We start from the raw sequence: 21,938 nt of genomic DNA on the forward strand, positions 1-21,938 counted from the left end.
GGCTCGGAGATGTGTATAAGANGCGGCGATCAGCGCTTCGGCCTCTTGAATCGAGAATGGATCCGGGGCCGGGCGATCCTTCTTCGTCAGGCGAAAGCACTTGAGCACAGATGCTGGGTTGCTCTTCCCGGGATGATCGCGATAGCCGTACTCGAACGCGCAGCGGATGACGCTGACGATGTTGTTGTGGGTCTTCTTCGAGATCTCCAATTTCGCATCAATGATCTTGGCCAACGTCGAATACTTCACCTCTTCGAAGATCAGCTCGCCGATGGCGGGCCGCCAGGTCGACTCCAGAATCTTTCGATAGCTCTCGACGGTCGCGAACGCGAGATCCGTCTTCGCCATGCGCGCTTCGTTGTGCGCCATGAACTCATCGAAGACCTGGTTGCATGTCCGCGGTGCTTCGACGGGAGCGAACGCATGGAGATCGCGGAACTCCGGGAACTCCTCGGCGAACACAAACGTGCCAAGTGCGATTCGCCGCTTGATCTCTTTGAGTTGGACGTGAGCGCGCCGTAGGTTTGCCTCGGAGGGGATGCGCTTGAGAGTGGGCCGGTAGCGCCGGCCCTGATACTCGAAGTCGAACTGGATGCGGTCCGGTCCTTTGGCACGCACACCAACGGTTAGCGACTTTCGACCCATCGATGATAGCCCTGCATGTCGATCATGATGTGGCCGTCCGGCGCATGCCGCCAGACCTTGCCCTCCTGCCAGTCGCCGCGCTCGATCTTTCGCTCCATGGCTTTGACGGTGTAGCCAGTGAGCAGATGGGCGACGGGAAGCAAGACGTAGCGGGCCGGTGCGAGGACCATCCTCTCTGTTGTGGCGATAGCAATCTCATTGGGCACAGCAGACATGGCGAGTTACCTCCACGATGTGTTTGCGGCTGAATCACTGATGCCGCGCCTGATGCGGCAAAACATTCCAAGAAAGATTCTGTCGATTGCACTTTCCATGATGACCTCACCATTGTTCCGAGCGCCTGAAGCCGTGTTTTCACGAGTACAGCCTTGTTCAACCGCGCACCGAAGTCACTACCGAGTTTCGCGGAAAATTCGGCCGATAACGGAGGTAAAACGCGGTCGCTGTTTCGCCGATATATCGGCGAAACTCGCCATCGTTCAGGTTTGCCATTCGCATGCTCCGCTGTGCCTCCGCGAACGTCACGCACCAGCTCGCGACCGAGCGGCGGTCGATCTGTTGTGCTCCTCCAGCACGTCGAGGATGCGGACGACGAAGCGCTGCTGCGTCTTTGACAGCGCCTGGAGGCGCTCTGCGTGGCGCATGGCTTTCGGTGAAAGACGCCGTTTCCTGGCCGGCGGCTCTGCAGCGAAGCCGAGGAACTGGTCGATGTTGAGGCGGAACAGCTTTGCGAGCCGCTCAAGGACGAGGACGGAGATCCGCCTCTCGCCGATTTCGTAAGCGAACACCGCCTGCTGGGAGACACCGAGCGCGCGAGCCAGCTCCGCTTGCGTCATCCCTCGTGACTTTCGCAGCTGCGTGACGCGTTTGCCGAGTGCAGCGAAGTAGGCACGACTTTCCTTCTTGATCTGCGGCGACTTCGGTGACGCGGGTTGCGTGTCGCTCATATGCGCGCCTGCCCGCTCTACGCCGCACCATCGGGGCCAGCCTCACCAGAGGCTGGCTTGCTGGGTGGTGGGCCGAACTCGCCCGCCTTGAAGCGCCTGACAATCTTCTCCAGCGCATCGACCGACTCTGCAATCAACCTCGCGATGACATGGGCCACGTCGGCGTGCATCGTTCCATCATCGTCATCGGAGTACAGCAAGACGTCGTACAGGCACCTGGCCATTCCCTGAACCTGCATGAGATTGGTGCGCTCCGCTTCGATGAGTTCTTCGAGAGAGCGGCCGGCGGGAAGTGCTTCGTAGGTTTCCTTCTCCGCCATGAGTTGTTACCTCTTGCGGAGCGGCGAGATACACAACCGCTCGATGGCCTCTGCGCCACCGATTAGACGTTCGTGGAGGGCCGCTTGCCCTTCGTGACATTGCTGAGCTGCATCGCGAAGGCCGTCGGCGACGAAGAGCGCCTCCGTGACGTCGTCGTTCGCTGCTTCGCCAGTGCTTGAGCTTGCGAAGAACTTGCTGCGGGTGAGAAGGATCGCGTGAATCAGCAGGCGGGTGCGCCGGAGGGATGCCACGTCACCCTGGGATCGGCACCATGCCTCGGTCTGCCGCACGCTGGCGAGCAGTGAATTGAGGCCCATGCTGAGGACGACCATGTCTTCGCGAGTGGCGCGGGTCATGGCTCGTACCTCGCGTGAGGCACGCCGGGCTCTGAACTGAGCTGGCCTGAACGATTGCTACGAGATACTGGCGAGTATTTTCGAACGCATTCTCGCCGCCGGTTCATGGCCGCGCCCTGCCCGATGATGTTCGGTGGAGCACGGCAGGGCCGCTTGTTCTGTGTGATATACGCGCACCTACCCGCGCAAGCGCCGGGTGCGCCATAATGAAGGTAGCCATAACTGCCTCTACTAAAGGCGTTGTGGTTAGGCCCTCGTCGATGTTTCCAGCATCGGCGGGGGCCGCCCTACGCGGATGCGATCCGCGGGGACACACTATTCCTATACCGGATCACAAGTCCAGCGCTTTGACCCTCCCGGAATGACCCCACGCAGCGGCCCGGGCCGCTGCGCGCTCAAGGGCGCACTTGAGAACTGCGAGAACGCATAGTCATCTGCGGTAACATGGTATTCGCCGTCTACTCCTCGTATCGATCAACGGAGACGGGGATGTTGGAAGTCGGGAATTGAACGTTCTTTACCGAAGCAAATCCCCCGTCGCCCTCGGTCTTAATGGTCAGAACCACGTTTGCCTCGAAAGTTCGTGCCAACTCTGACTTGATGCTTCTCTGCGGGATGGAGACTTTGTCTTCGCTATCCCAGATTGACGTTTCCATGTCGTCGTATTCGACCTGCGCCACAAACTGGAGTTGCACAAAGGCTTCCACCCGCGCTTCGTGAGGCTTTACTTCGAGCAAGGAAAGCTCCTCAATTTCTACATCGCCAACGGAGACTTCGAGGACCTCCCCTTCTTCGTCATCAATGAAAAAGCCGAGCTGCCCGAACGCCTCCGACACAGCGACGAGCAAGTGATCCATCTGCTCCGCGCTGGGCTCGTTGATGAACTTCAAAGCGGTGGTTTGCCGCATGTATGTATCAATAAACTCAGCCGGTCGTGACAGGCGGATGAGTCGTTTACTACGCTTGCAATAGTCAGCAAGATCACCATCTTCTGAGATTACGTAAAGCCGCTCATCCCTTGTCGCACACCAATGCTCGAGCGCGGACACCGTAAATGCGTCGGGGAATTCGTGCTTCTTCTCGCCACCTCCAAACGGGGCGACTTTCTTGAAGTACCAATCAAAGACCTCTTGAGCGGATGCACCATCGAGGCTCACCAGTTCCGTATTTGATTTCTCAAGATAGTCGTTAAATTGCGCGATCAATTGCTCGCACGCCACTGCTGGGTTGAATATTTCAGTCGTTGACCACAATGCGGGCGCGGTGATGTTCTTTGCAATCGGGTGGTCTTTTCGCAATCGCTTCAAGTCCTCACCAAGCTTGTCTACACGCTTGCGAATATTTGCTTCCATCTCGTCGATGACGATCGATGTTGTAACGAGGTGCGCGTCATTGGATTGGGCGAGTTCCCGTAGGCGGCGCAATTGCACACTGTCGTATTTAAAGTGATGCGCAATCATCACTGATGTGTCGAGAAAAATGTTCTTTGTCAATAGCATTGATGGGTCTCGGCCAGATTGCCTAGAGGGCTATTCATCAAGTCGAAATTGGTACCGAGACCCGCGGCTCAATCGGCTGCAATATTTTGTGAGCGGCAAGGATCTCCTCATAGAGATTCGCGTGCCTCTTCGCTTGCACGCTGAGCACGAGTGCGTACGGAATGATCTCTGTGCCCGCGCCGGCGGGTGCGCCGCCCTCGCGAGCGTTGTAGTGTATGTCGAATGTTGCCGAGTTGAGGTTGTGGCCATACATAGTGTGCGTCGCATGGATCACCGTTTCCCATTTTCCAAGATCCGCGCGCTGCTCCTGCTCCGTGCGAAATGTCTTGCTCGAAAAGAACTCGCGAGTCTTTGGTGTATTCCGCTTGCCGCTCACCTTCTTAGCATTCGGGCGAAACGAGATGGTTAATCCTGCCTTGGTGTAGGCGGCCGCATCTTCGATGTCGACAGGGCTGGCATAGCAGAACGTGGCCGACAAAGTCACCTTGCCATCCAGAGCCGCCGCCGGCAGCGGCACGGGCGCGCGCAGATACTTTCCTGGGCGCAGTGAGCCCTGATATAAGATCCGCGCAATGCCATCACCACACGTGATGATGCTCCCGACGTCAGTGAGCGCGCGACCCCATCCGATCTCATCCGGATTCGCCGCCTTGGGACATTCGGCTGAATGGATCATCAACGCCTTGATGGTGAGCGGGTGCACCGCCTCGCCCAGAATCGCGCGAATGCCAACGGCCGTGCGTAAGGTGAGTGGCGCGGAATAGCTCGTGCCCATCGTTGCGGCGAGTTCAGGCTTTGCGCCTTGCGCAGCCACGTGGAAGTACTCTTTGGGGCATCCACCAAACGCGAGCAGATCCGGCTTCCGCCGGCCCGGACTTCTTCCAGGGCCACATGCACTGTACGTCGCGCGATCCCAGAGCACAGCGCTGTGGTTCGCCGCGCCCACGGAGAGTGCGTTGACGCTATCCGCCGGGACTTGAATGCGATTGAGCCTTGCTTTGGCATCGGCTTCCCCGTTGTTACCTGCCGCGACGGTCATAAGTGTTTCGCCGTCACTCAGGACAGAGTCGAGGACTGCGGTCCACGCGTGAATGTCGGAATCCTCTGCCGGAAGATCAGGACCCAAGCTCAAATTAAGGAACTGGTAACGCCGCGAGAGAAGTATTTCTTCGACGTGCGCCAACGTCCTGTACAGCTCATATGGATCCTCTGTGCTCGATTTCTCATCGAGAACGCGGAAATGATCGACGTACGCAAATGGGCGATTCGCCTCGGCATTAGCCTCTATCGGCCCAAAGAGAAAGGCCGACGTCACGCCGAGACCATGATCAAGATAGCTGACAACATCCCGGGCTGTGGGGTCCGACTTCGCGTAGTGCCGCACGTATGGTGTGAGCACGTGCGTATCCGGCAAGCCGCCATCAAGAATGGCGACCGACGGCTCAACAGATAGCGGCTGAGCACTCGGTAAGGAGAACGGGATCGACAGTGCATTCGCGCGTGTGAAAGGCTTCGAGCCGCGTAGGGCCGGCATCGGGCGCACAAGGCGCACAAGCGAGAACAACGCTAACTTTTCCAGGTTGCGCCTGTTGCCTCGCGCGGCGACGAATAACATTCGGCCCACTAGGAAATCGAACTCGGTGTTGAGTTCGAACTCACAAGATTTCGCATACTCTCCGAATGCTGTACGCGTTTGCTCGGGCTGTTCATCGGGAATCAAGTGAAGCGCAACCTCAAAGACCTCGCCCAACGGCTCGCCCCCTGTTCGTAATCGATCAACAGCGGTTAGATTTGCGATCGATTCGATCTCCGCGAACTGCAACGCCTCGGGCGTTCCTTCGGCGAGCGCCCCCACTATCGTGGGAAATTGAGAGAAGGCGCCGCGCGTTCCAGCGACAAAGAGCTCCGTCGTGTCTGACTCGCGTGCCGCGCGCTTGCGCACCTCCTTGCGTGGCCGCACGCGGACCGTGCGACTGCCAATCGGGATGAGTCCAGCAGCGCGCAGCAAAGACTTTGGGAAGAAGGATTTCGCAACGTAGGTCGGATGCAAGTCAAGCTTCGCGACGGCGAGGTCGCGAGGGCAGGCCGCAGCTGGCAAGGTCTTTTGTTCGGCGATGACCTGTTGAAGTTGCGGCAGGATCGCTTTGCGCGCCTCGTCCAGTGTATATGGATGCGATTTTTTTGGGATGGATGGTGGCGGTGGAATTTCATGCGTAAGTAGTTCACCTCGACCGATGAGAAATCGATTAGCCACTTACGCTCCTTTGCGTTTACCGCGACCCTTGATCGGTGAAGGCCCCGCGTACTTGCGGATGGTGTCTCGCGCGACCCCCGTCAGACTCATGATCTGGTTGTGCGACAGCACTTGGCTGCGCGCCAGCTCGATCGCAAGCTGCTGGCGCTCAGTTTTGTCGAGCGAGGAGACTCGCTGCGCAGCCATCTCGAGGATGGCTCCACGCGTGGCAGTTCCTTCCAGTGCCGCTCGACGCTTCAAAGCATTCACCGTACGCTCCACGTCAGACAATGAATGACCCCGCAGCGAGGCTGCCAGCAATGGAATCAGCGCCTCGAACGACGCCGACGCAGATCCAAGGAACCGCCGCACCGCCGGCTCTAGTACGGCCGGGTCCGTCATTTCGAATTGGAGAATGGATTCGAAGCGCCGCCATAGCGCGGGATCGACCAGCTCCGGATGATTGGTGGCGGCGAGTAGCAAGCCAGAATCAGGCCAAGCATCGATTTCCTGAAGAATGGCGGTCACCAAACGCTTGAGCTCACCCACGTCGGACTCATCGCTGCGACGCTTCGCGATCGAGTCGATCTCATCCAGCAGCAACACCGCTTCCTGGTCGCGCGCGTGATCGAATACTAGACGAAGGTTGTTGCCCGTCTTCCCCAGCAGGCTGCTCATCACAGTGGTGAGGTCGAGCACCCATAACGGTTTACCAATTTGCGCGGCAATCCAACGCGCCGACAACGTCTTCCCGACACCCGGTGGCCCCACCAAGATCGCTGAGCGCGTCGGATGAATATCGAGCTTCGCGAGCTTCGAACGCTCATGTCGCTCTCGAACGATCGCCTGCAGCTGCTGCAGCAGCGAGTCGGTCAAGAGTGGCGGAGGCAGGCCCGCTCGATCATCGAAGATACGGACGAGTGATAGGCGAGAATCCGCATCAATGGGCAAGGACGGACCCGCGCCTTCACTCGGCGCGCGCCGCAAGACCGACGTGCGGGTAGAGCGTTGCTGCCCTTGCCGTAACGATTCATTGATCCGTTCTGCGAATTCCGGTCGGCGGGCGCGATACTTACGCACGAGCTTGGCGAGCAGCAGACGGGCGTCTTCAGGCGCATCACCAGTCGCGATTCTCGCTAAATTGGCAAAATCCTCCTCCAAAGATCGAACATCGTCAATTGAACTGGAATTCACCATCGAATATTGCTCACGCCTCGCTCTATAATTGGCGAATTCTACGTTTTAATTGACGATCTTGCAAGCACATGCAATCACATGAGACCGTTGAGTTTGGGCTTTGACCAAAGGCAGGGAGCGTCACTTAGGTGCATTGGAAGAATCCAAATCAGCCCCTAAGTGCATGCCTGCTTTGGGTAGATAGAAGGCGTCCACTGTCTCGCGAGGATACGAGGCGCGCGCACTAGCGAACAAAAGGTTTGTCTTTCGACCGAGCCCGGCTCGCCAGCGCAAGTAGCTCATTCGCCAACCACGCCTTCTCTGTGCGCGGCCGCGACATTTGATTGACAAACCTTCCCACCGCATCCGCAAGTTGATCCCGGCCTTCAACGAGCAGCCGCTCCCGAATGGCCTTCCACCCGCTCACTACCTCCCTTCTCGTCTCCTGTAGTCGCGCAGCGCCCGATCCATCCAACGAGCCAGCTTTGAGCTCGCGAGCGACCTCGCGCACTCGGGCAGCCATGTGTGACGACTCGCCCCGCTGAGCCGCTCTGAAAATCGCATCCAGCTTCGGCGCCCGGCTCTGCCCCCGAACGCTTCGCTCGGTCGCATTCGCCTCCACCCCATGCGCCCGCAGGTGGCGTGCAAACTCCTGGCGCCAGTGACGCAGCGTCGCCTTGTGAATATTGAGTCGCACGCCGGCTTCACTGACCGCCTTCACGACCACATGAACATGCGGGTGGGGCTCATCCGTATGCAGCACCATCGCGTATCGATGCTGGAGCCCGAACTCCTCTCGGGCGAAATCGCGGACGGCCGCAAGCACCTTTTTGGGTGGCGTGCCGGCCAGCATGGAGAAGATCAGCTTGTGGACCAGCTTCGGTGCGACCCGCCGATTGGTGGCGAACAGATCCGGACGCTTTCGATCTTCGTCGAGGTCCAGGTCCCAATCGTCGATCAGATGCCGCCCAACGCCCCGGCCGCTCAGACGCTCGCCGTCGTCCGTTTCGATCTCGAGGTCACCCCGCCGGCCGATGTAGTTGAAATGGGCATTGACCCCATGACTGGTATTGGCCCCGCCGCCGCCGGTCACCTTCACCATCACCTCGGGCGTGTGGCGCACGGTGCGGGCGATGAGCGCCACCTCCGCGGGAGACAACCGGTCCCGCTGTGCCGGTCCTCGGCGAGCGTAGCTCGTCAGATCCCATATGGCTCCGCCACGATCAAGATGGAACGTTCCCATGGCCGACCCTCCATGCGTGTGAATTGGCCTTGATCAGATCCTTGGTGTGGTCACGCATCGCCTCGCATACCTTGAGAATCATCCGCAAATCCTCTCGGCCAGGGGCGGCCGAACCCGTTTGCTGATGAGCCAGGCGAGTCAGCTGATTGAGGTTTCGGCCGATCGCGCCCAGCTCGGCGACGGATCGCTTGAGCGCCATTAACTCCACTTTGGGCAGCGGAGCCAGGTCCCGTAGGTGGGCGCGGACCAGGACGGAGACATAGGTGGCCGCCGGCATCTGTCGAGCTGCAGCCCGCTCCATGAGCAACAACTGGTCATCTGAATGCAGCCGGACATACAGCCGCGCCGCTCGCAATCGCCGCGCTGGCGATCTCAGAACATCGGCGTCGGCTTGGCTCACTCGCTGCACCGTCAGCTCGATGAGCTGCTTCAGCAGTGCGGATTCCGTCATCTGCTGTTGTTCCGCGAGAGCGCGGAACTTGGCTTTTGTCTCTGGCAAGACTCGAGCAGCGATGAGGGGTGAGGTGCCCATGGAGTGCAGTGTTAAACAAAAGCGGCCGCAGGCATATCCTGCAATTCGCTCATTCTTCGGCGAAACACGACCTTGACATTTGATGTTGTTGACGTGATCGCTTGTCTGGTTCGAAGAGAACGCGATGCATCCTGAACGGCAGCAGCTGCGATAGTGACGAAATTGATCAGCGCCACCAGGCGAACACGTTCGGCAGTATTTGCAGATGCGCCTCGCAGGGCCTTCGTGAGGTGAGCCGTCCGGGCCCCGTCGGTTATCACAACCGGCCACCGCTCAATTACCGACGGCGGCTACCGAGAACCCGGTTCGGTCATCAAGTAGTCAGCACGGCCCGACGCTTGAAGCACGCGTCCGCCTCGTGCGGGTTATGCCGAGCCAAGCCCAGGGCTAGCTGCCGACTGTCCCTGGGGATGAGTTCGCACGGTGGCTTCTTCTATATCGATGGTTGTATCGACAGCCTACGCGTCCCGCGGCCCCAAGCACCGCGGGAGCGCTAATTGGACATCAAGGCTGGCTACGACGCATCGCTGAATGCACGGTGCGAGCAAGCTCGTGATAGTCCCGGTCCTTAAGCCACTGGAGCAGATGGCCGAGATCGGCCGATCCACTCCCAGGATAGGTGCTGGCGACACTTGCGACCGGACTCCTCGGCTGGGCGGGATTGCGCTCAACGAACGCGAGCCGTTCACGCATCATGGCGCAGTACTTCCGCTCGAGCTCGATGCCAAGGTACCGCCGCCCGATAATCTGTGCCGCCACTAGGGTGCTACCGGAGCCGGCAAAGGGATCGAGCACTAGCTGTCCGGGCTGCGAGAAGGTCTCGATCAAGGGTGTGAGGATGCGCACCGCCTTCTGCGTCGGATGATCCGTGTTGCCGGAGTACACCCAGGGCTGGATGTCATCGAGCGGGACCGTCGGCAGTCGCGGCTGCCCCTTCGCGAGCAGATACGCCGACTCGTGCCGATAGCGCAGGAAGCGTTCGCGTGAAGCGTAGTCCTTGACCCAGACGATGTGGCCTACCGGTTTGAAGCCAGCACGGCGCCAGGCTCGAAAAAAATCATCTACCAAGCCCCAACCATAGAACGAGATGCAGACGCTGTTGGGCTTCAGAACCCGGTACAGGTCGGTGAAAGCGCCGAGGATGCGGTTTGGATCATCGTCGTTGGCAACGGTACGGCCGAAGCGATCTTGATAGCGAACACCATACGGCGGATCGGTCACGATCAAGTCGACGAAGGCGTCCGGCAGCTGTTTCAATACGCGCGTGCAGTCACCGTGCAGGATTTCGTTGCTCGGGAACATGGTAGCTACTCCAGTAACATCGGCGGCTTGCCGATGCGTGTCCCCCATCGCGGCGCGCGCAGCCGTCAACTGAGAGACGGCGAGACCGCGGAATAAATGGCGGGGACCCGCGTCTTCGCGGGGTGGCGGCCGTTTATGCCACGCAAGCTCGCCGGCTCTCGGTTGACGGGGAGCACGGCGCGATACGCTGGCACAGCATAGGCAAGCCCCACTCTTCTGTTTCTTGTTTCCTTCTTGATCTCTTCACTCTCGGATCCCCGCCCCCCTGCTCAGGAGCGCGCGAGATGCTCCGGCATGGCAAGTGGGCGCTGAGAATCCTCAATCCAAGAATCGAGGCTGCAGCACCGAATAGATGCTGCAGCCCCGAAATCTACGTCACCGCGCCTTCAAGCGATGAAGCACGACCACTGCGCTATAGAGCGCTGTGACATCTTGCAGAATCGCATCCAACCCAAACACGGTACCGATCGCCTCGTTGTGTTGTGCGCACTGACTGAGCAGGCAGGCTTCCGCGCTCTGCTTCGCGGCAACCGCAAGCAACGCCTGTATCGCTTTGAGGTTGGCTGTGACTGCTTGAGTTTTAACCTCGGCCGGCATAGCGCTCATGAGAGTCTCCTTCGGAACGTTTGTCGGCGGGATTGCCGACGCGCCCTCGCACTACGTCGCGCGCAGCGGTCAAGGTGACGGTCGCGGAACCGTGGAATTAATGGCGGGGACCCGCGTCCTCGCGGGGTGGCGGCCGTTTATGCCGCGAAAGTCCGCGGCCGTTGCCTTGACCGTGAGCACGACGTGGTACGCTCATCGCACAGGCAATCCCGTCTCATCCTCGTGTCGATGCAGGCAAGCCACGCTGAGCCGGGAAAGGCCACCTCGCCCTCCCCGGCTCGAGATTTCAATCTTTAATATCTGCTATGAAACATTCACCCATTGCATGACGATGCGCAGCGCCTTGTCATACGAGCCAGCTTGGGTCACCTCCGCCACAAACTCATCGATATCTGATTGTGTCGCGCCATCCTTTCGAAGCGCCCGGATGACACGACCCATGATGGCAAACACATTGCCGTCTTGGCCGGACAATTGAACCTGAACCTGTGCAAAGCGTGGAGCGTTGGAAGTCGTCATGGTGGATCTCCTCGGGCGGGATTGCCCGTGGGCGTGCCACCACGTCGCGCACAGCGGTCAAGGTGACGGTCGCGGAACCGTGGAATTAATGGCGGGGACCCGCGTCTTCGCGGGGTGGCGGCCGTTCATGCCGCGAAAGTCCGCGGCCGTCGCCTTGACCGTGAGCACGACGTGGTACGCTGGTCGCGTAGGCAATCCCACCTTCTCTCAATCTTTGTTCTTAGCTCTGCTTCTTTCGCTTTATTCTTTCTGATCGGCCATCGTTCATCACCGCGTGGGACCGCCCCGTGTTTTTTTCTTGGCCGGAGATGGCGCTTGATTGTTTCTCACGTTACGGCGCAGCGGGATATCAGGGATCGGTGTGCCTCGCTCGGTCGATGCCGCCATGGCTTCGCGCACCATCGATAAGAATTTCTCCCGATCTTGAGGATCGGCGATTCGCTCTGCGGCGAGTTGCTCTGCCGCGCGTAGACTCAGGAACGTGGATCGTAGTTCCGGGCGCTGTTTGACGGCGTCGCGAGTCTCGGCATGCGCGTCACGCGCTAGCCGAGCTTGTCGAACTCGCTCGGCAAAGAACGGCAGCTTCTCCACTTCCCATTGCATGCGATGGGCATGTTGCTCGCGTTGGGTTTGGATGTTGCCGCGAGCATCACGTTGACGGTCAATCAGAGTGACCGCCTGGCGGCCGGTGCGCCGGGCACCGACTAGGTCCCCAAGCCTCGGCTGCGTGGCGCCTGCTTGAATGGCCCGCGCCAGATCCTTGCCCCAGAGCGTTTTCACGCCGCTTGTCGTGACCAGGGTGACGAAGTAGGAAACATCCTGGTCCGCCCGAAATTGATAGGGCGCACGGCCGTGAGCCTGCAGTCGGCCCACTACGAGCTCTCCCATGCGTCGCCCGAACGAGCGTGGATCGTTCATGCTGTCGGCCTACGTTCGCCTGAAGCGCCGTTAGCGCACGGGCGTGCTCTCGGGCTCGCGCGCCGGTGGCGATCGTCGTCGCACCGACGACGATCGCTCCAAGGCTGACTCCTTGAGCGGCACCGGCGACAGCGGCTCGCCCCGTGCGACCGAGTCCGCGAGGGCCGCACGAACGGAGGCGACGAAACGCTGGCGATCCTCGGGATTGCGCAGCGTCTTTGCAGCGAGTTCCGCTGCGTGCAGCTGCAGGTAAGTCCCCAACAGCTCCGGATGTTGTTTGACTGCGTGTTGCCGGTCGACGCTGGCATCCCGAAGGACGCGAGCGGCCTGTGATCGCTCGCGAAAGAACTCTCGCTTCTCGACGATCCAGCCATTGCGATGCGCGTCGACCGTCGAGGAACCAATCATCCGACCCTCTGCGTCATGTTCGGGCCGACGGATCTTCACGGCCTCCTGACGCAGCGCTCGCACCCCAATCTCGTCCCCAACGCGTGGACGACTCAGCGACTCGTTGAGCGCGCGTTGCAGGTCTACGCCCCAGATCTCGCGTTCGCCCGTCGGCGTCTCGATTCGAACAAAGTAGGACGGGTCATTCTTGGGGTCGTGGCGATAGGGCGCCGGGCCATGATCGATCAACCGACCCGTCTGCAGGGTTCGCCCCCGCTCCCTTGAATCGTCGTAAGACCGTGGCGGGGCGTCGCCTTGGCGAGGCGCGGCGGCGGCTCTGTCGCCGTTGGCGGTCGGACGCGGATCGCGATCTACGGCATCGGGCGCCGGGCCCGGCGCCTGCGCGCGCGCCAGCATGCGCACCAGACGCCCCTGTTCAAACTCGGTCGGCCAGTAGCCACGAACGTCCAACCCGACCGAACGAGCGGCAAACCACGCTTCCCTCTTGAATCGATCCGTACCCGACACAGTGATCTCCGACCAGCCGCGTGCTTCAGCGATCGACACGAGGCTCTTGATGACTTCTGTGTTCTCACTCGGCGAGGTCAGTCGCTTGCCATGATCGGTGAATGCCCGCGTCCCATCGGGAAAGTGATATTTGTTGCCGACCTGGACGAAGCGTTCCCGGATCGCCTCCGGAACGACGGGGTGAGCCTTCGCAAGTTCGCCTTCGACGGGCCGGTCATGTGATCGATTCGCGCGATCGTCATCACGCGCCGACGCGCTCCGCGTCCGCCTTGCACTCGGTCGAATCTCGTTCACCAACGCGCGCTCTGCCTCCATGGGTGCGTCGGCCCGATCACGGCGTCGGGATGGCGGGGGATCCCTCTCGAAGTCTTGCGGAGACTTCGATCGCCTGCGGTCGAATCGGCGTGCGCCACTCATCGCCTCGCCGTGTCCCTCATCCGGTGATCTGGCCATCACGCACTCCTAACGCTCACGGATCGTGGTGAGAAAGCTATTTACGGCACGATTCAGTTCCTCGCTCGTCAACCGCTCGCCCTCGGATTTCTGCGGCAGCTCGACGCGGCTCCAATCCACATCAAAATCTTCCAAGGTCAACGCATCGATCTGTTCCAGGTCCGCGACCGTTGCCTCGCGCCGGCGCGAGGCTCGTTTGCGAACCGACTTCGCCGCTGGCACCGAGGTTTCAACACCACCTTCTTCCTGCGTCAGAGGGGCGGCATCGGTCGAGGTGGGGATCGGGGGCGCGGGATTCGGGCTGGCGTTCGAGGGTGGCGGATGCAGCCGCACGCGCAGACGCGAGTCTTCGAAGTACCGATTCTTTCTCGCGAGAATCGGGCGCAGACCCTCATAGATCACGATCTCGTGATCGCGTCCGAGCTCCTTGATTTCTTGCGGTAGCATCAGCGGCCGGCGTTGTTCGCTGATATTGACGCTACGTCCGCGTCGGCCGCGTCGCTCGAACAAATCGCCGAGCGGCTTGGAGAAGCTCTTGACTCGCACAGTCGTGTTACCAAGCTCCTGGCTTAGCTCATTCGCTTCGCCGAAGTCTTTCGGCGCGTACGCAATGCGCACAGCGAGGCTTTTCATCATCGTCTCGGCGGTCTGCGTCCCGTACACGTCGCGAAGCTGTGAGAGCGCCTGCACGACGAGCAGAATGCGGACATTGAAGCCCGGTAGATAGGCAATGGACTCCGCCAGGATGGGAATGCGACCGATCGCCGGTGCTTCATCCAGGATCATTGCGACTTGATGGCGCAGCGATGGATCGTGTTCGGGTAGCGTCTTGGTTTGCAAACCGATGGCCTGCTCAATGAAGAGATTGAGCAGCGGCTTCAGCCGATGCAGGTCCGCCGGCCGAATGCCGATGTAAATCGACATTGGTCGGCGGCGCAGCTCACGCAAATCGAAATCGTTGCGCGAAGTGGCTCGATCCAGTAATGGATTGGCGAGCAGGTCCAGTCGAGACGTGAAGGTCTTGCGGATCGACGATGCCGTGACCGGCGCAAGATCGATGACATCGGAGAGTGCGCGCACGCACGGTTGTGAGAGCGCGAAGCGCCCGGCTTGGCGTCCTTCGATGACACGTTTCCAGTGATGACTGAAGCCTTCGCTGTCGGAGGCCATCCCTTGCCGCAGGACTTCTCCCAACGTCGGCGGCAGCGAGGGCGTCTCCAGCACAAACAAGGTAATGCCCAGAAACAGCGATCGGGCACCCGCGGACCAGAACGGATCAGTGCCGGGAACTTCGGGGTACAAGATTGCGGCGATGTGTTGAGCGTCATTGATCCGCAGGTTGGGATCAGCGGAGACGTAGCTCAAACAATTCCAACAGGCGGTGTCGCCGGCTTCATTGAGTGGATCGAACAGAAACACCGCCTGACCACACCGCTGCCGGTAACCGGCCGTGATCGTCCAGTTCTCGATCTTTAGGTCGAGACATACGACCGAGCCCGGCCAGGTCAACAGGTTCGGGATGACGATGGCTGTACCTTTGTCCGAACGTGGCGGAGCCGACAGCAGCACGCCTTGCTGGCCGCCGAGTACGAGGTCGTGTCGACCGACGCGACCGAGATAGAAGCCGTTCGTTGAAAAGAGTCCCGCGCGCGCAATCTCGCGGCGCGTGGCAAAGGCCGCGTCACCATGCAGGGCGCGCCTCCTGGGAAGCAGCACCGGCAATGTCGCTACGATGATGAGACCCACGCCGACGGCCGACGCCACCTTGAGACGAAGAGCGATGTCTGCTCGATCGCTAAAGTAGTAGGCATAGCGAGCAATTGTGAGCGGCGTCGCCCCCCGCGGGTTCGCGCCCACCGACCACAGGAAGGCATAGCCTGCCAGGTACTGCGAAACCACGAGCGCACCGGCACCGAGGACGATACCTTTTACGACACGCGTAGTAGCACGCGTGCTAGTGCGCGGCTGCCAGGTGGCTGCGTTTACGATCGGGCGCATACCAGATCTCTCGAACGAAGCGTTCGTGCCGATCCACGCCGAACTGCACGACCACGTCGACCAGCATATACAGCAGACTCTTGATGTCCTCGCGGGCGAGGTCTCGCCCGCCGGGGCTCTCCTTGACCAGCAGCATCAACTGCTCGAACGCGAGTTGGGCGCTTGAGGCGTGGACGCTCGTGATGCTGCCGGGGTGTCCGGAATTCACATTGCGCAGGTAGTAGTACGCTTCGTCGCTACGAAGCTCAGCGAGCAGTATGCGGTCGGGTCGCATGCGCAGGCAGCTTTCGAGCAACTGCTTCGGTAGGACGCGCGCCAGCCCTTGTCCGTCCTTCGAGTAGTACAGTCGCACGCTGTTGGGGTGACGATCGAGCACCAACTCCTGGGCATCCTCGATCGTGACGAGACGCTCCTCGGGTGGGATCTCGAGGATCAGCCCCTTCGTGAATGTCGTCTTTCCGCTGCCCGTGGGGCCGCTCACAATAATGTTCTTTCGCGCGCGAACCGCGGTGCGCAGAAACTCCTCGAACTCACCTGCCGCATGGAGCTTCAGTAGCGCCTCCTCGGTCTCATCCCGCGCGCTAGTGGCCGGCACACACCGGTTGAATAGGCCACGCTGTCCCAGTTCCTGGACGCTCCAGATGGCGTCGGAGGGGCGACGGATCGTGATCGCCACGGTACCAGGCGTTGTCGCGGGAGGCAGCACGATCTGAATGCGCTCGCCGGTCGGCAGCGATGCGGACAGCAGCGGTGACTCTTCATCGATCCGCTGCGCAGTGGAGTTCGCGACCAACTTGGCAAGCCGCCGACACCAGTCGAGATCCGCGAATGGCAACGACTCCCGTTGCCAGCCGTCGTTCGTTTCAATGAACACCTCGCCGGGGCGATTGATACAGAGTTCTGTCACCTCTGACCGTGCCAGCAGGGGACGCAACGCTCGCAGAGTCAATTCAAGGGCGGAGGACTCTGGATGCGCACTCACGCGTGCGTTCGTACACAGCAACGACGCCGTGGTCGGGCGTTGAACAAACGACTCAGCGACGGACTGAGTTGGGCCGTAACTCATAAACGCTCCTAAAGTCGAGATCACGCGCCACCACTACCGCGATCCGATCGCCATGCGACTTGGTCACCGTCGGCGGAATGTTGATCGTGCTACGAAGCACCTCGGTCATCACGTCTCGTGACGTGGAAGGATTCACGATCACGGCACCACCGCCGCTGTTGGATCGCTGGATGGCGGCTTGCACGGCGCCGTCGATGACAGAGACCAGAATGGCCGCGCCAAAACGTTCCCAGAAGTGACGATTGACGTCGCCCGGCAGTCCCGCACGACCAAGTGCATCCGTGCCCGGCGAGGCCAACGGCACGACGACACCCTCCGGTGTCCTTGCTTCTGTCCATAACACGTAGACGCGCGCTGACCCTTGGCGAACGTCGCCGCGCGTTTCGCCCACGAGTTTCGTGCCACGTTCGAGTAGCACGACTTTGCCATCGGCACCGAACGTATCGGTGGCCGTGATGCAGGTCGTCATGCCGGGCAGTGACGAATCGATCGCCGTTTCCAACGTGCAGTCGAGAAATGTGCCCTTCGGCAGCAACAAACGCTGTGTTGGCAGCACCTTTGCTTGTACGGCCGGCGTGCGGGTCGGTAACAAGAGTTTGTCGAGGTCGGGGCTACTGGACGTCCCCATCCCAGGAGAACCGGCGCGGGACTGACCGAAGTCGCCAGTGTCGGCGAGCTCTGCGGCGTCACGAACACTCTGCTCGCTGGCTGCTGGTGCGTTTCCTGATGTGCTCACAAACACAGGCCCCGCAAGGCGACGATCGACGGTCACCGGCGCAGGCTGGACGGTTGAGCGTGGCGCATCGATTGGTGCCATGTAACTCGACGTCGCCGGATTCCCGCGCGCGCTGCTCTGGAACTCATCGAGGGCGAAGGGCAAGGCAGCCGGTAGCTCTGGGGGCGGACCGAGCACTCGCTCGACCATCGGCGGATCGACACGGCCCAGAGGCGGTAGCGCCATCTCGCCTTGAAGCTGTGCCTTCATTGTCGAGGTCTGCGTCGAGGTGGAGCGCGAGCGATTGGCAAATGTCTGCGAGTAGTACCAAGCCAGGAAGCCCAACGCGATGAGCCCCATGAGTCCGCCTGCGAGAAAATTGCTCAAACGGCTTTGTAGGGAGTGCGTGCCGTGGATGGAAGCCACCCCGCGTTCGCCGTCCACCGTATGTGCAGCTGTCTGCGTGTCTTCACCGAGACGCTTCGCCGTTGGATTGGTGTCCGCCACATTCGACGCTGGCAATTCATTGGCATCCGGCGTGGCCGCAGAAGCGTCAGCGGGGCTCGGGCGAAAGCGAGTGAAGAGACTCATGGCCGGCTTCCCCTGCGGGCACGCTCAACCGTCGGTGCCACCGTGCCCGACTCAAGGCGCTCGCCTGCACCGCTGAAACCGTTATTCACGATGCATCCGGTCAACGCGCCTCGTCGGACCGTGAACGCGCGCGCGACGCGATGAATCACAATGTCGCCTGCATCAATACTGAAGTTGAGCAACGACTCGGTGTCGTCTGCGCCCCGCACGAAGATGGCGGGCAATTCCGCATGACTGCCGAACGTGAGGCGGGTGTGAACGCCATCGTCTGAGGCAGCGACCGGCTTCACCGCCGGGTCACCACAAAACCAGTAGTCAAAGTTGCGCGGTCGACTCTCGCGCGCGGCGGTAAGGTTGGCCTCCACCTGCTCGGCCGGTGTGGGGCCATTCGCGCCAGTCGATGGCGGATACGTGAATCGCACAGCATAGATCGCTCGATCGGTGAGCGCGGCCGGCGGACGATCGATCACGGTGTAATCAAAGCGGTAGGCACGCCGACTCGTGTACACGACGAAGTTCGTCCCGACATGTGCGGCTCGAGGCTTCAAAATAACGTGGTGCGCGTGCGCGCCGAACGTGATGGCATCCAGATCGCCACCCGCTTGGCCGACGAATGCCTCGCCGGGCTCGAAGATCAGCTCAATGCCATAGCCGACAATGCCTTCAAGGCGGTAGACCTCGTCCTCCCGATAGGCAGCGGTGCGGATCCGCGGATCGGTGAGCCCGCGCGTGGGAACGGTCTCCGCACTGGTCGTGCCGAACGCATTTACGACCATTAGTGCGAGCAACGCACAGAAGTACCCGCCACCCGACCATTTCATGGCGCGGCTCCTCGCACAGAGGGCGTCGTTGTCATCCGCGGCGTCGGGGCTGACGAAGACTCCGCGATTACCTCGGGCTCGGGACGGAAATCGATGACACGAAATCCCAGCGGATTCCATCGGCGGACTTTGGCGTCCTTGGACGGCTCTCCATACGCATACTGAATCGTCGCGATCCAGTGACTTCGCTGTTCCTCGGCACCATCGGCGGAGCGCTTCGCTCGGATGTAGCGTACTTGGGCAAGGTCGGCGGTGCCGCTGGCCCGCGTGAAGAAACTGATCGAGGTGACCTGCGCCCGGACTGTCGTGCCGTCTTTGTACGTGTTCAGCGGGGAAGCCGGGTTGCTGCGATTCCACTGCGCGTACCATGCCTGGTTCCGCTGAGGCGTATGAAAGGCCCCGCACTCCTCGTAATCACTCTCGGCGGTGGCATGCGTGAATCGCTCGCACACGCTGACATAGTGATCCAGGAAGTAGCGAGTGACTGTCTCGGGCATGTCCGCTCGACCCAAGAACACGGGTACCACATCGACCAAACCTGATGTGTTATCAACGCGGATAACGAACGGCTCGACCCGTTTCAGCGGGGTCAGCAACATCAGCGCGATGGCGACCGCGATGGCGCAAAGCCAACCCGCCCCTGCCACCGACCAAGCAATCCACAATGTTCGCTTGGCCTGCGCGGCCCGATCCGCATCCCAAGAGGCGGCCTCGGCGAAGTAAGCCTCCAATGCAGCGTCCCTACTCACGGCTTCGGCTCGCCAAGTCAGCGGCATCAGTGTCTTCGGACACCCCGCTCCGAGATGCGTGCGGCGCGGGTGTGTTGATGGGCTCTAAGTGACCATCACAACGCACCATGGCGTTGCGCGTCGCGCATCCCGCCAACATCAAGGTTATCCATGTCACGATAAGTATCCTGTGCGCCATGTCCATATGCGTCACCGACTTCGAACAGTGTTCTCCCGCCAACCTCGCGTAACACGACGAACGCCGGCACCCATGGCGCGGCGAGCGTAGTAACCTGACTTGCGGCTCATCGAATCCCAGCGCGTCGTCTCTCGGTCCGTCATGCCACGCAGGAACTGGCCGCCGCTGCGCGTCGCTCTGCCGAGCCCCCACGCGAGCGCAGCGCTCACAACGCCGAAGGATGAGAGTGCTAGGCCGCTTGCGAGTCCGGCCGCAATCGGCATAATTTGGCGCATCACCAAGAACGTGAGACCCGCCGCCATGCACAGTCGTACTGCATGCGCGATCTGTATTCCGCCCCCAGCGTTGGACGCTTGGGTGGCCGCAACGGATAGAAGACTGGACATGAGCGCTGCCACCAGGATCGCGAGGATACTGATGAACGCATAGTTCGCCATCTGCGCAATCCAAGACTCAAAGAATCGCTTGGTCGAATCGAAGAACAGCAGCGCGATGAATAGCGGTCCCATCGCGAGCAGAATCGACAATGCGATTCTCGACAGCGTCAGCAGAAAAATCGTGTAGACGACAGTTAACCCGACGAACAGGTAGACCGAGAAGCCGGCGAGATAGAATGAAAAATTTCCCTCAAGAACGCCGCCTTTCCTGGTTAACAAGTAGCCCGCGTCACCACCTCGACTAAGAATCTCGTCGATCGCGGAGACCGCGTCATAGCCGCCGACGGCAGCCGCCGCAAGTTGAGTTGGCGCGTTGAAGAACGTGTCGACGATGATGTCGTTGTAGTGCCACATCGAGAGACTGACGCCGAGGATCACCGCAAGTATTACTAAGCGCTTCGCTCCCTCGACAAACGGCTCCTCGATCTTTCCGATGAGATGCAGGTATCCCCAGATGACGACATATAACACTCCGAGCGTCACGATGGCGGGCTCCAACACCGCGGCGATCCGCGCCGTGACATCACCGATGTAACCGGCGAGAATCCTCGTCAACCAAGCATTAAATTCGGCGAAGAATCCCATCGGAGTGCTCCAACCTATTTTTCCTTTTGCACCTGACTGTCAGATCTGTCCGGAGCGCCGGCTCTTGCCTTGTCATCCTCATGCTCTAACAATCCCATCGGCGGTAGGTCCCGAAGACTGCCGATGTCTTCAATCGCAGCCGCCTGCTTCGCGTTGATGCAATCTGGCGTCTTGCCCAGCCCGCCTGGATCGTTGGCACATTCAGCGACCTTCGCCTGCCGCGCATCCTTATTCGCGCGGTAGAAATCCACCGTTTGATGCGTTGGGTCCGGTGGTGAACTACACGCAGCAACGGCGAGCACTGCCCCGATCGCTAAACACCAATGCCCGCTAGAGACGCCACGAGCAGGACGCGAGATCGAGAGTTTCTTGATGGTCATATCAAAGCCCCAATGGAGGAAGATCACGCAAAGAGCCGATGGATTCGATGGCCTGCTCGCGAACGCGCTGTTTGCGCGCCCACTCCTCGGCCTGTGCCGTCTGATAGAGAATGCCGAGCTTCGTCCCTTCGTTTTGCAGCATGCTCTGCTCGGCTTGAATGCGAGCCTGCAGATCCAGAATGGCCTTCTGATCTTCGGCTCGTGAGATGGCATTGATGAGCTGCTGAATCGACTGAAAGCGGCGACTCGTCGTTGACAGTGCCTCTCGGGTCAATGCTTGCAGCAAGGCTGCCGACCGCCGCGCGGCTTCCAGCTGGGATCGCTCGGCGGAGGATAGTCCCGCCACCTGTTCAGGATTCAGGATGGCGTTCGCGTTTATGAGACGCTGTAACTCTCTGGCGAGCGCTCCGTAACCTGCACTGGATTGATCCAGCACTGACGACAACTGCTGCCAGTCCTCGGGTAGATAGTTACGTGCAGTCCCTGAAAGGAGCTGCTCCATCCCACGACCGCCTCGCATCGAGTCCAGCGTCGCTCGCGCCTGTTGGAGCTGATCGCGCGTGGTCTCGAGCTGCTGCCGCATGGTGTTCAGCTGCTCAATCAGCTGAGTGATCGCCCCAACATCCACCACGGCCCACTGTGCATGCGCCGCAGGCGTGAGGCCCAATCCGACTACAATCGACGCGAGCACGTAGCCAAGTTTGCGTAATGACATAGGTGCATTCCTCTGTCGCGTGTTCCCAGCAAGCCGTA

23 protein-coding genes are annotated in these 21,938 nt (G+C 60.5%); all 23 read right to left on the bottom strand.

Annotation, left to right across the window (positions count from 1 at the left end; translation table 11 throughout):
* The coding region (locus tag D0550_RS23870) for an Arm DNA-binding domain-containing protein (RefSeq protein ID WP_116811739.1) at positions 1-645 on the bottom strand (645 nt) is incomplete at its 3' end.
* Positions 627-860, bottom strand: coding sequence for a hypothetical protein (locus D0550_RS23875; RefSeq protein WP_198683336.1), 234 nt, complete (start codon positions 858-860; stop codon positions 627-629). The genes D0550_RS23875 and D0550_RS23870, both read right to left, overlap by 19 nt.
* A 306-nt stretch (positions 861-1,166) precedes the next feature.
* Entirely contained in the window at positions 1,167-1,592 is a 426-nt protein-coding gene (locus D0550_RS23880; protein WP_116811709.1) for a helix-turn-helix domain-containing protein, read from the bottom strand.
* A 17-nt stretch (positions 1,593-1,609) separates the two neighbouring features.
* The gene (locus tag D0550_RS23885) at positions 1,610-1,912 is read right to left on the bottom strand and encodes a hypothetical protein (protein ID WP_116811710.1); all 303 of its coding nucleotides are present in this window, start codon (positions 1,910-1,912) and stop codon (positions 1,610-1,612) included.
* A 6-nt stretch (positions 1,913-1,918) separates the two neighbouring features.
* Positions 1,919-2,269 (bottom strand): hypothetical protein, encoded by a 351-nt coding sequence (locus D0550_RS23890; protein ID WP_116811711.1) that lies wholly within the window; start codon positions 2,267-2,269, stop codon positions 1,919-1,921.
* Positions 2,270-2,727: 458 nt separating this feature from the next.
* Entirely contained in the window at positions 2,728-3,768 is a 1,041-nt protein-coding gene (locus D0550_RS23895) for a PIN domain-containing protein (protein WP_153067305.1), read from the bottom strand.
* Between the two features lie 37 nt (positions 3,769-3,805).
* Positions 3,806-6,022: a S8 family peptidase gene (locus D0550_RS23900; RefSeq protein ID WP_116811713.1), complete on the bottom strand. Its 2,217-nt coding sequence runs from the start codon at positions 6,020-6,022 to the stop codon at positions 3,806-3,808.
* Entirely contained in the window at positions 6,023-6,877 is an 855-nt protein-coding gene (locus D0550_RS23905) for an AAA family ATPase (RefSeq protein WP_206606501.1), read from the bottom strand. It lies immediately after the preceding gene.
* Positions 6,878-7,421: 544 nt separating this feature from the next.
* Positions 7,422-8,420: a relaxase/mobilization nuclease domain-containing protein gene (locus tag D0550_RS23910; RefSeq protein WP_116811715.1), complete on the bottom strand. Its 999-nt coding sequence runs from the start codon at positions 8,418-8,420 to the stop codon at positions 7,422-7,424.
* Positions 8,401-8,871 carry a plasmid mobilization relaxosome protein MobC gene (locus D0550_RS23915; protein WP_161966011.1) on the bottom strand — a complete coding sequence of 157 codons (471 nt, stop codon included), beginning with the start codon at positions 8,869-8,871 and terminating at the stop codon, positions 8,401-8,403. Before D0550_RS23915 ends, D0550_RS23910 begins: the two co-directional genes overlap by 20 nt.
* A 585-nt stretch (positions 8,872-9,456) precedes the next feature.
* Positions 9,457-10,254, bottom strand: coding sequence for a DNA methyltransferase (locus D0550_RS23920; RefSeq protein ID WP_116811717.1), 798 nt, complete (start codon positions 10,252-10,254; stop codon positions 9,457-9,459).
* Positions 10,255-10,629: 375 nt separating this feature from the next.
* Positions 10,630-10,860: a hypothetical protein gene (locus D0550_RS23925; protein WP_116811718.1), complete on the bottom strand. Its 231-nt coding sequence runs from the start codon at positions 10,858-10,860 to the stop codon at positions 10,630-10,632.
* Positions 10,861-11,163: 303 nt separating this feature from the next.
* Positions 11,164-11,379: a hypothetical protein gene (locus D0550_RS23930; protein ID WP_116811719.1), complete on the bottom strand. Its 216-nt coding sequence runs from the start codon at positions 11,377-11,379 to the stop codon at positions 11,164-11,166.
* 267 nt (positions 11,380-11,646) lie between these two features.
* A complete protein-coding gene (locus D0550_RS23935) occupies positions 11,647-12,297 on the bottom strand; it encodes a hypothetical protein (RefSeq protein ID WP_116811720.1) in 651 nt (216 codons plus the stop codon).
* Positions 12,298-12,327: 30 nt separating this feature from the next.
* On the bottom strand, positions 12,328-13,527 hold the full coding sequence (locus D0550_RS23940) for an LPD7 domain-containing protein (RefSeq protein ID WP_116811721.1): 1,200 nt from the start codon (positions 13,525-13,527) through the stop codon (positions 12,328-12,330).
* A gap of 147 nt (positions 13,528-13,674) precedes the next feature.
* Positions 13,675-15,663 carry a type IV secretory system conjugative DNA transfer family protein gene (locus D0550_RS23945; RefSeq protein WP_116811722.1) on the bottom strand — a complete coding sequence of 663 codons (1,989 nt, stop codon included), beginning with the start codon at positions 15,661-15,663 and terminating at the stop codon, positions 13,675-13,677.
* Entirely contained in the window at positions 15,620-16,729 is a 1,110-nt protein-coding gene (virB11, locus tag D0550_RS23950) for a P-type DNA transfer ATPase VirB11 (protein WP_116811723.1), read from the bottom strand. The genes D0550_RS23945 and virB11 overlap by 44 nt, the downstream gene beginning before the upstream one ends.
* Complete coding sequence (gene virB10, locus D0550_RS23955; protein ID WP_116811724.1) at positions 16,698-18,035, bottom strand: type IV secretion system protein VirB10; 1,338 nt, start codon at positions 18,033-18,035, stop codon at positions 16,698-16,700. Before virB10 ends, virB11 begins: the two co-directional genes overlap by 32 nt.
* Complete coding sequence (locus D0550_RS23960) at positions 18,032-18,856, bottom strand: TrbG/VirB9 family P-type conjugative transfer protein (protein WP_161966012.1); 825 nt, start codon at positions 18,854-18,856, stop codon at positions 18,032-18,034. The genes virB10 and D0550_RS23960 overlap by 4 nt, the downstream gene beginning before the upstream one ends.
* Positions 18,853-19,605: a VirB8 family type IV secretion system protein gene (locus D0550_RS23965; protein ID WP_116811740.1), complete on the bottom strand. Its 753-nt coding sequence runs from the start codon at positions 19,603-19,605 to the stop codon at positions 18,853-18,855. Before D0550_RS23965 ends, D0550_RS23960 begins: the two co-directional genes overlap by 4 nt.
* 189 nt (positions 19,606-19,794) lie before the next feature.
* Positions 19,795-20,805 (bottom strand): TrbL/VirB6 family protein, encoded by a 1,011-nt coding sequence (locus D0550_RS23970; RefSeq protein WP_116811726.1) that lies wholly within the window; start codon positions 20,803-20,805, stop codon positions 19,795-19,797.
* 14 nt (positions 20,806-20,819) lie between these two features.
* On the bottom strand, positions 20,820-21,185 hold the full coding sequence (locus D0550_RS23975; RefSeq protein ID WP_116811727.1) for an EexN family lipoprotein: 366 nt from the start codon (positions 21,183-21,185) through the stop codon (positions 20,820-20,822).
* A gap of 1 nt (position 21,186) precedes the next feature.
* The gene (locus D0550_RS23980; protein ID WP_116811728.1) at positions 21,187-21,900 is read right to left on the bottom strand and encodes a TrbJ/VirB5 family protein; all 714 of its coding nucleotides are present in this window, start codon (positions 21,898-21,900) and stop codon (positions 21,187-21,189) included.
* Positions 21,901-21,938: the final 38 nt, after the last annotated feature.

The organism is Steroidobacter cummioxidans (assembly GCF_003104955.1).

Bases quoted from the DNA above. Each gene is read 5' to 3' on its own strand.
- D0550_RS23910 (WP_116811715.1), bottom strand. From the start codon at position 8,420: ATGGGAACGTTCCATCTTGATCGTGGCGGAGCCATATGGGATCTGACG.
- D0550_RS23895 (WP_153067305.1), bottom strand. From the start codon at position 3,768: ATGCTATTGACAAAGAACATTTTTCTCGACACATCAGTGATGATTGCG.
- D0550_RS23945 (WP_116811722.1), bottom strand. From the start codon at position 15,663: ATGCGCCCGATCGTAAACGCAGCCACCTGGCAGCCGCGCACTAGCACG.
- D0550_RS23885 (WP_116811710.1), bottom strand. From the start codon at position 1,912: ATGGCGGAGAAGGAAACCTACGAAGCACTTCCCGCCGGCCGCTCTCTC.
- D0550_RS23880 (WP_116811709.1), bottom strand. From the start codon at position 1,592: ATGAGCGACACGCAACCCGCGTCACCGAAGTCGCCGCAGATCAAGAAG.
- D0550_RS23915 (WP_161966011.1), bottom strand. From the start codon at position 8,871: ATGACGGAATCCGCACTGCTGAAGCAGCTCATCGAGCTGACGGTGCAG.
- D0550_RS23975 (WP_116811727.1), bottom strand. From the start codon at position 21,185: ATGACCATCAAGAAACTCTCGATCTCGCGTCCTGCTCGTGGCGTCTCT.
- D0550_RS23935 (WP_116811720.1), bottom strand. From the start codon at position 12,297: ATGAACGATCCACGCTCGTTCGGGCGACGCATGGGAGAGCTCGTAGTG.
- D0550_RS23940 (WP_116811721.1), bottom strand. From the start codon at position 13,527: ATGGAGGCAGAGCGCGCGTTGGTGAACGAGATTCGACCGAGTGCAAGG.
- D0550_RS23925 (WP_116811718.1), bottom strand. From the start codon at position 10,860: ATGAGCGCTATGCCGGCCGAGGTTAAAACTCAAGCAGTCACAGCCAAC.
- D0550_RS23930 (WP_116811719.1), bottom strand. From the start codon at position 11,379: ATGACGACTTCCAACGCTCCACGCTTTGCACAGGTTCAGGTTCAATTG.
- D0550_RS23875 (WP_198683336.1), bottom strand. From the start codon at position 860: ATGTCTGCTGTGCCCAATGAGATTGCTATCGCCACAACAGAGAGGATG.
- D0550_RS23920 (WP_116811717.1), bottom strand. From the start codon at position 10,254: ATGTTCCCGAGCAACGAAATCCTGCACGGTGACTGCACGCGCGTATTG.
- D0550_RS23960 (WP_161966012.1), bottom strand. From the start codon at position 18,856: ATGAAATGGTCGGGTGGCGGGTACTTCTGTGCGTTGCTCGCACTAATG.
- D0550_RS23890 (WP_116811711.1), bottom strand. From the start codon at position 2,269: ATGACCCGCGCCACTCGCGAAGACATGGTCGTCCTCAGCATGGGCCTC.
- D0550_RS23970 (WP_116811726.1), bottom strand. From the start codon at position 20,805: ATGGGATTCTTCGCCGAATTTAATGCTTGGTTGACGAGGATTCTCGCC.
- D0550_RS23980 (WP_116811728.1), bottom strand. From the start codon at position 21,900: ATGTCATTACGCAAACTTGGCTACGTGCTCGCGTCGATTGTAGTCGGA.
- virB11 (WP_116811723.1), bottom strand. From the start codon at position 16,729: ATGAGTTACGGCCCAACTCAGTCCGTCGCTGAGTCGTTTGTTCAACGC.
- virB10 (WP_116811724.1), bottom strand. From the start codon at position 18,035: ATGAGTCTCTTCACTCGCTTTCGCCCGAGCCCCGCTGACGCTTCTGCG.